The organism is Nitrosomonas sp. (assembly GCF_040256045.1).
In the GTDB taxonomy this organism is placed as follows: domain Bacteria; phylum Pseudomonadota; class Gammaproteobacteria; order Burkholderiales; family Nitrosomonadaceae; genus Nitrosomonas.
In genome coordinates, this window is the sequence record NZ_JBDZWD010000028.1 from 23,272 (window position 1) to 29,346 (window position 6,075).

5 protein-coding genes are annotated in these 6,075 nt (G+C 46.2%); all 5 read left to right on the forward strand.

Annotated features, from left to right (window positions below; all coding sequences use genetic code 11):
- The first annotated feature begins 264 nt into the window (after window positions 1-264).
- Window positions 265-1,167 (forward strand): rod shape-determining protein MreC, encoded by a 903-nt coding sequence (gene mreC, locus ABUL11_RS06920; protein ID WP_350283134.1) that lies wholly within the window; start codon window positions 265-267, stop codon window positions 1,165-1,167.
- Window positions 1,124-1,675, forward strand: a complete 552-nt coding sequence (gene mreD, locus ABUL11_RS06925; RefSeq protein WP_350283135.1) for a rod shape-determining protein MreD — start codon at window positions 1,124-1,126, stop codon at window positions 1,673-1,675. Before mreC ends, mreD begins: the two co-directional genes overlap by 44 nt.
- Window positions 1,672-3,549 (forward strand): penicillin-binding protein 2, encoded by a 1,878-nt coding sequence (gene mrdA, locus ABUL11_RS06930; RefSeq protein ID WP_350283136.1) that lies wholly within the window; start codon window positions 1,672-1,674, stop codon window positions 3,547-3,549. Before mreD ends, mrdA begins: the two co-directional genes overlap by 4 nt.
- A 110-nt stretch (window positions 3,550-3,659) precedes the next feature.
- On the forward strand, window positions 3,660-4,769 hold the full coding sequence (rodA, locus tag ABUL11_RS06935) for a rod shape-determining protein RodA (protein WP_350283137.1): 1,110 nt from the start codon (window positions 3,660-3,662) through the stop codon (window positions 4,767-4,769).
- A gap of 4 nt (window positions 4,770-4,773) precedes the next feature.
- Window positions 4,774-5,691, forward strand: coding sequence for a septal ring lytic transglycosylase RlpA family protein (locus tag ABUL11_RS06940; protein ID WP_350283138.1), 918 nt, complete (start codon window positions 4,774-4,776; stop codon window positions 5,689-5,691).
- The last annotated feature ends 384 nt before the right edge of the window (window positions 5,692-6,075 follow it).

Here is a 6,075-nt window from a genome sequence, read left to right on the forward strand (position 1 = left end):
CTGGTTACAGATATGGCTTGCCTTTCTTTGCAAATCCTGATGGCCGACTTGATGAAATGGAGAGTTTGGTGATACAAGCTGACCGTTTCTAGTTCCAGTTTTCCTTTAGCGGCTTTACTGCGTGGTGCCTGTGTCCAGGAGCTTTGATATACTGACAATTTATGTCATTTATTTAAAATTCCTGGATGTTATCAGTCCTGTTCACAGGCATCTGTCCCGATTTATTGGTTTGGGGTACAGGAACTAGAGATACTGAGAGGCTACATGCAAACTCCCCCGCAGTTCTTTAAGGCAGGCCCAAGCCCGCTGACACGGTTGTTTTTCTTTGTGTTGCTATCCATTTTTATAATGATCGCGGATTCCCGATCAGATTTTATTGCTGAAGTAAGGCGTGTGATCGGGATCGTTATTTCTCCGTTGCAGAAACTGGCGTACCTGCCTTTTTCTTTGCAGGAGAAGGTGGATCGGTATATTTCAGACTTTAAGCTAATCAAGGAAATTGATTATCTCAGGCGTGAATACCTGACCAGTCGGCATGATTTCTTCCGGTTACAGACATTGGCCAGTGAGAATGAGCATTTGCGCGCACTACTTGGAGCTGCCAGGCAAACAGAAATTCAGACAGTTCTGGCGGAGATACTTTATATCCCGCGTGATCCTTTCAGTCGCAAGATAACATTGGGCAAGGGAAGTTCGAATGGAGTCAAACCAGGGCAGGTCGTTATCGACGATCTCGGTGTGATCGGGCAGGTGACACGGGTTCTTCCCGGGACATCGGAAGTGACATTGATCACAGATAAGAATCATATGGTTCCTGTGCAGATCGATCGTAATGGTTTGAGAACAGTGATCTCCGGGGCGGGCAAAAACAGCGAGCTGGAGTTGCGTTTTTTATCGATCAATACAGATATCAGGGAAGGTGATTTATTGACTACCTCAGGGATCGGAGGCGTTTACCCACCTGGCTTACCTGTAGGGCGGGTGGCTCATATCGAATATGATCGCTCACATAAGTTTGCGCGTATTATATGTGTTCCTGTAGCGGGTGTGGATCGTCACAGACAGGTGCTCATCCTGATCGATTCTGTGCCAACTCCGGAAATTTCAGATAACCCTGAGTCCTATGCACCCCAGAAAAACCGGCAAACCAAGAATCACGGGGCATGATTACATTGCCCAAGAATTTTCTCTTCCTGCAAAAAAATCGCTGGTTTATCTGAATCTGATAATGGCGGTGTTAGTCAATCTAATGCCGTTTGATAAGGTGATACTAGTTCTACGCCCGGATTTTGTAGCTTTGACACTGCTTTACTGGAATATTCATCAGCCACAACAGGCAGGTATGGGTGTTGCCTTTGTGTGCGGGCTGGTAACGGATGTTATCGATACCAGTATCATGGGGCAACACGCAGTTGCTTATTGTCTAATTACATTTTTTGCTTTGATTCTGCATCGGCGCTTGCGGCTGTTCAGTGCTTTCCGGCAAATTCCCGCTGTTTTATGGATACTTTTACTGGGCCAGGCGATGGTATTTCTGACCGGAATTCTGGCGGGTACTTATATTCCTGAGTGGTATTTTTTTCTTAGTAGTGTGACTGGAGCACTATGCTGGCCCCTGTTCATATTTTTGTTGGGGAGTTTTCGAAAACAGCAAATCGAACCTGATGAGATATGAACGATACCGTAGAACTTCGTAATCATACGCGAGAAATTTTTCTTTTTCGTGTCAGATTGGCTATCTGTGCGGTCATTGTTGTGATCTTGTTCGGCTTGTTGTTTAGCCGTTTTTTCTATCTGCAAGTATCACAGGGCGAGCACTATACGACGCTTGCAGAAGCAAATCGCATTACTATTCAGCCACTGACCCCTAACCGAGGACTTATATTTGATCGCAACGGAGAAATTCTGGCCCAGAATTACACGGCCTATACTCTGGAAATAATTCCCGATCAGGTTAAAAATCTCGAGTCAGCTATTGATGAGCTGGCAACCGTAGTTGAAATTACACCCGAAGATCGCAGGCGCTTCAACAAGTTAAAACGAGAAAGTACTCGATTTAAGAGTCTGCCCATACGTTCCCGGCTGACAGACATCGAAGTGGCCCGTTTTGCGGAAAATCAATATCGTTTTCCAGGGATGGATATCAAGGCATATCCGCTCAGACACTACCCGAAGGGGGAATTGGTTTCTCATGTGATTGGCTATATTGGTCGTATCAATGACAGGGATCTGGAACAGTTTGAAGCTGATAAACGGCTCAAGAATTACCGTGGTTCTACACACACCGGCCGTATTGGTATCGAGAAGAGCTACGAAAGTGCTTTACATGGGCAGACGGGTTTTGAACAGGTTGAGACGGATGCTGTTGGACGTCCTGTACGTACCTTATCCCGAGTTGCGCCGGCTGCCGGGAATGATCTTACACTCTCTCTCGATATTGGTCTGCAGCAGGCAGCCGTACAGGCTTTTGGGGATTACCGCGGTGCTTTGGTTGCTCTGGATCCCTCCAATGGGGAAATCCTTGCCTTTGTCAGCAAACCGGGTTTTGATCCCAATCTATTCGTTGATGGCATCGATCATGCCAACTGGCGTTTGCTCAATGAATCCATTGACAGGCCGTTGAACAATCGCGCATTGCGCGGTGTGTACCCTCCCGGTTCCACTTTTAAACCATTTATGGCACTGGCCGGACTGGAGCTGGGTAAACGTTCTGTTCGTTACGCATTCAATGATCCCGGTTTTTTCAGTTTGCCCGGCAGTTCGCATCGTTTTCGCGACTGGAAACCTGGGGGGCATGGCTGGGTTGATTTGCATAAATCTCTGGTAATCTCCTGTGATACCTATTACTACATGCTTGCCCACGATCTGGGTATTACCAATATCCATAATTTCATCGGACAATTTGGTTTTGGTAGGGAAATCGGTATCGATATCCCCGGAGAAGTCCGTGGACTGCTGCCTTCGCCGGAATGGAAGAAGAAACGATTCAAACAGAACTGGTTGCCGGGCGATACTATTTCGGTGGGTATCGGTCAGGGATTCAATTTATCTACTCCATTTCAGCTGACCTTTGCAATGATGCTGCTGGCCAATGATGGCAAGGCTTACAAGCCTCATTTCGTTAAACAGCAGGTAGATCACTACAAGCAACTTGTTGAGGATAATTTTGTAGAAGAAATGTATAGGCTCAATTTGAAGCAGGAATATCTGGATTATATCAAACAGGCGTTGACAGATGTGACACGCTCTGGCGGTACGGCTTCCCGGGCTGGTGCCAATGCAGCTTACACTTTTGCTGGTAAAACCGGTACTTCTCAAGTGATCAATATTAAGCAAGGGGAGCGTTACAATGCCAGTAAAATTGATGAGCGGCATCGCGATCATGCCTTGTTTACAGCTTTTGCACCTGTTGATGATCCGAAAATCGTTCTAACGGTGTTGGTTGAGAACGGTGGTTCAGGTGGATCAACTGCGGCACCTATTGCACGTAAGGTACTGGATTATTTTTTTCTGGGAAGAATGCCTGAACCTGCAGAGAAGGCAGGATAAAGAATATATGCCGCTCTCGCAGCGGCTCTATTCCGGCAATGAAGGAAATGATTTCATGATTGCCGTAAATTCTGGCGATCAGCTGTGAATTTCAGGATTTTGGTCACAATATGATCACTCTCGATATCAAAAAAATAGGGTACTACTTTACTCGCTATATCGATAATTTCCTGCTTGCCGGGATTTTTCTGCTTATGCTGACCGGATTAATCGTGCTGTACAGCGCTACCGGTGGGAACCTTACCCGGGTAATCAGCCAGCTGATCAACATGGTTGTTGCATTTGTGGTGATGTGGATAGTAGCCAACATTCCGCTCCAGAGGATCATGCGGCTTGCCTTTCCCATTTATGTACTGGGTATAATCCTGCTGGTTGCCGTAGCGTTGTTTGGTGAGGTGCAAAATGGAGCGCGTCGCTGGCTGAATCTTGGGTTTACTAATATCCAGCCCTCGGAACTGCTCAAAATCGCAGCCCCACTCATGATGGCATGGTATTTCGACAAGACCCACATCACGCTGCGCTGGCGTGATTATGTTGTGGCAGTGCTGATTTTACTGCTGCCAGTTTTATTGATTACGCGCCAACCTGATCTGGGTACTGCTTTACTTATTCTGATCAGTGGTTTTTATGTGATTTTTTTGGCGGGTTTATCGTGGCAGATCATAGTCGGCCTGGCGGTTGCAGTAGCGGTGAGCCTGCCTTTACTCTGGATTTTCGGTATGCATGATTATCAGCGCAAGCGGGTCATGACCATGCTTGACCCTTCACAAGATGCTTTGGGTGCCGGCTATCATACGATACAATCCAGTATTGCTATTGGGTCAGGAGGAATCTCAGGTAAAGGGTGGTTGAAAGGCACCCAATCCCAGCTTGACTTTCTACCCGAACCCAGTACAGATTTCATCTTTTCGGTATTTTCGGAAGAATTCGGGCTGATTGGTAACAGTTTGTTGCTGTCGCTTTACTTGATAGTAATCGGACGTTGCCTGGTGATCACGGCAAGAGCGCCAACACGGTTTACAAGGTTGGTTGCCGGATCGATTACCTTGACTTTTTTCACTTACGTGTTTGTCAATATGGGTATGGTAAGCGGTATTTTGCCCGTTGTGGGGATACCACTGCCGCTCATCAGTTACGGCGGAACTTCCATGGTTACTATATTGCTGGGGTTTGGAATTCTGATGAGCATTCATACCCATCCAAAGCTTGTTAAAACATAAAAATATGAAAATAAATTTTGATTTCTGTTTTACAGTCACGGATAAAAATACGCTGTTTGCTCTTCTTGTTATCATGGTGGCGCTCATGGTTTCTGCCTGCAGCAATACTCCACGATTGGGGCAATCATCACATTCACCTGTCAAAACGGGAGGAGGATATTATCTTGATGATGGCCCGGAGCGGGATCCTCCTTCAAACCTTGATTCCATTTCTGATGCAGTTCCTCGTATCGAACCTCTGAAAACTACTACGATGCGCCCCTATGTTGCGTTGGGCAAAACCTACACCCCCATGACTTCGCTCAAGCCTTATAAGGCTCATGGTCATGCTTCATGGTACGGTAAGCGCTATCACGGTAAACGTACAGCCTCCGGAGAAGTTTATGATATGTATTCCATGACCGCGGCTCATCCGACCTTGCCTATACCAAGTTATGTGCGTGTTACAAATTTGCAGAATGGAAGCTCTGTAGTCGTTCGTATCAATGATAGAGGCCCATTTCTGGAAAATCGTCTCATTGATCTGTCTTATGTGGCGGCTTATAAACTTGGTGTCTTGGCGGATGGGAGTGCTCGAGTAGAGGTTGAAAGTATCATTCCCGGCCGTTTCGGCAGTGCTGATCCTCCTGTTATGACGCGGAAACAAACGAGTGGAGAGTCAAAAGTAGCTTCCAGCAAGGATAATGGAAAATTTTATTTGCAGCTTGCCGCATTCGAATCAGCACATAATGCGCAATCTTACCTGACGCAACTGAGGTCAGAATTTCCTTCGATTACCCAGCAAACTCGTATCAATCAGACAAGTGGATTGCATAAGATACTCGTAGGGCCGTTTCCTAATTTAGAGGCTGCTAACCGAACAGCAAATATCATTACTACAGCCGGATCTCCAGAACCGATATTAGTGCAGCATACTTACTGATTATTGGCAATCTGTCAGGCTTGGGGTCTAGATCGAGAAAAGGCAATGCAAGTAGGTTTGATCACAGATTCCTGTCTTTTACCGCATTATTTCTGTTGAAAACTTGAAAAAACCCAACACGGGTTCGGTAGCTTGCTCGTGCAAACCGTAAAATGCGGGATTGGCTCGGGTTCTCAGTCTGTAGTCTTTGATTCTGGCCGATATTACTCCTTTAACCTGAGTTCGGGATAAGAAAAGAGGAAGTGAGCGCCCGCCTTTTTGCGTAAGATTATGTTTCTACAAACAAATCAATCGCATTCAGGAGACGCTCATGGATAGTTTAACCGAACTTTTTTGTCTCATAGATGATTTTTGCCACCAGTTCGAGCCTGCTTTAGAGCACCA

What these genes read in the sequence shown, in the direction of transcription:
- mreC (WP_350283134.1), top strand. Translation starts at nt 265, where the DNA reads ATGCAAACTCCCCCGCAGTTCTTTAAGGCAGGCCCAAGCCCGCTGACA.
- mreD (WP_350283135.1), top strand. Translation starts at nt 1,124, where the DNA reads ATGCACCCCAGAAAAACCGGCAAACCAAGAATCACGGGGCATGATTAC.
- mrdA (WP_350283136.1), top strand. Translation starts at nt 1,672, where the DNA reads ATGAACGATACCGTAGAACTTCGTAATCATACGCGAGAAATTTTTCTT.
- rodA (WP_350283137.1), top strand. Translation starts at nt 3,660, where the DNA reads ATGATCACTCTCGATATCAAAAAAATAGGGTACTACTTTACTCGCTAT.
- ABUL11_RS06940 (WP_350283138.1), top strand. Translation starts at nt 4,774, where the DNA reads ATGAAAATAAATTTTGATTTCTGTTTTACAGTCACGGATAAAAATACG.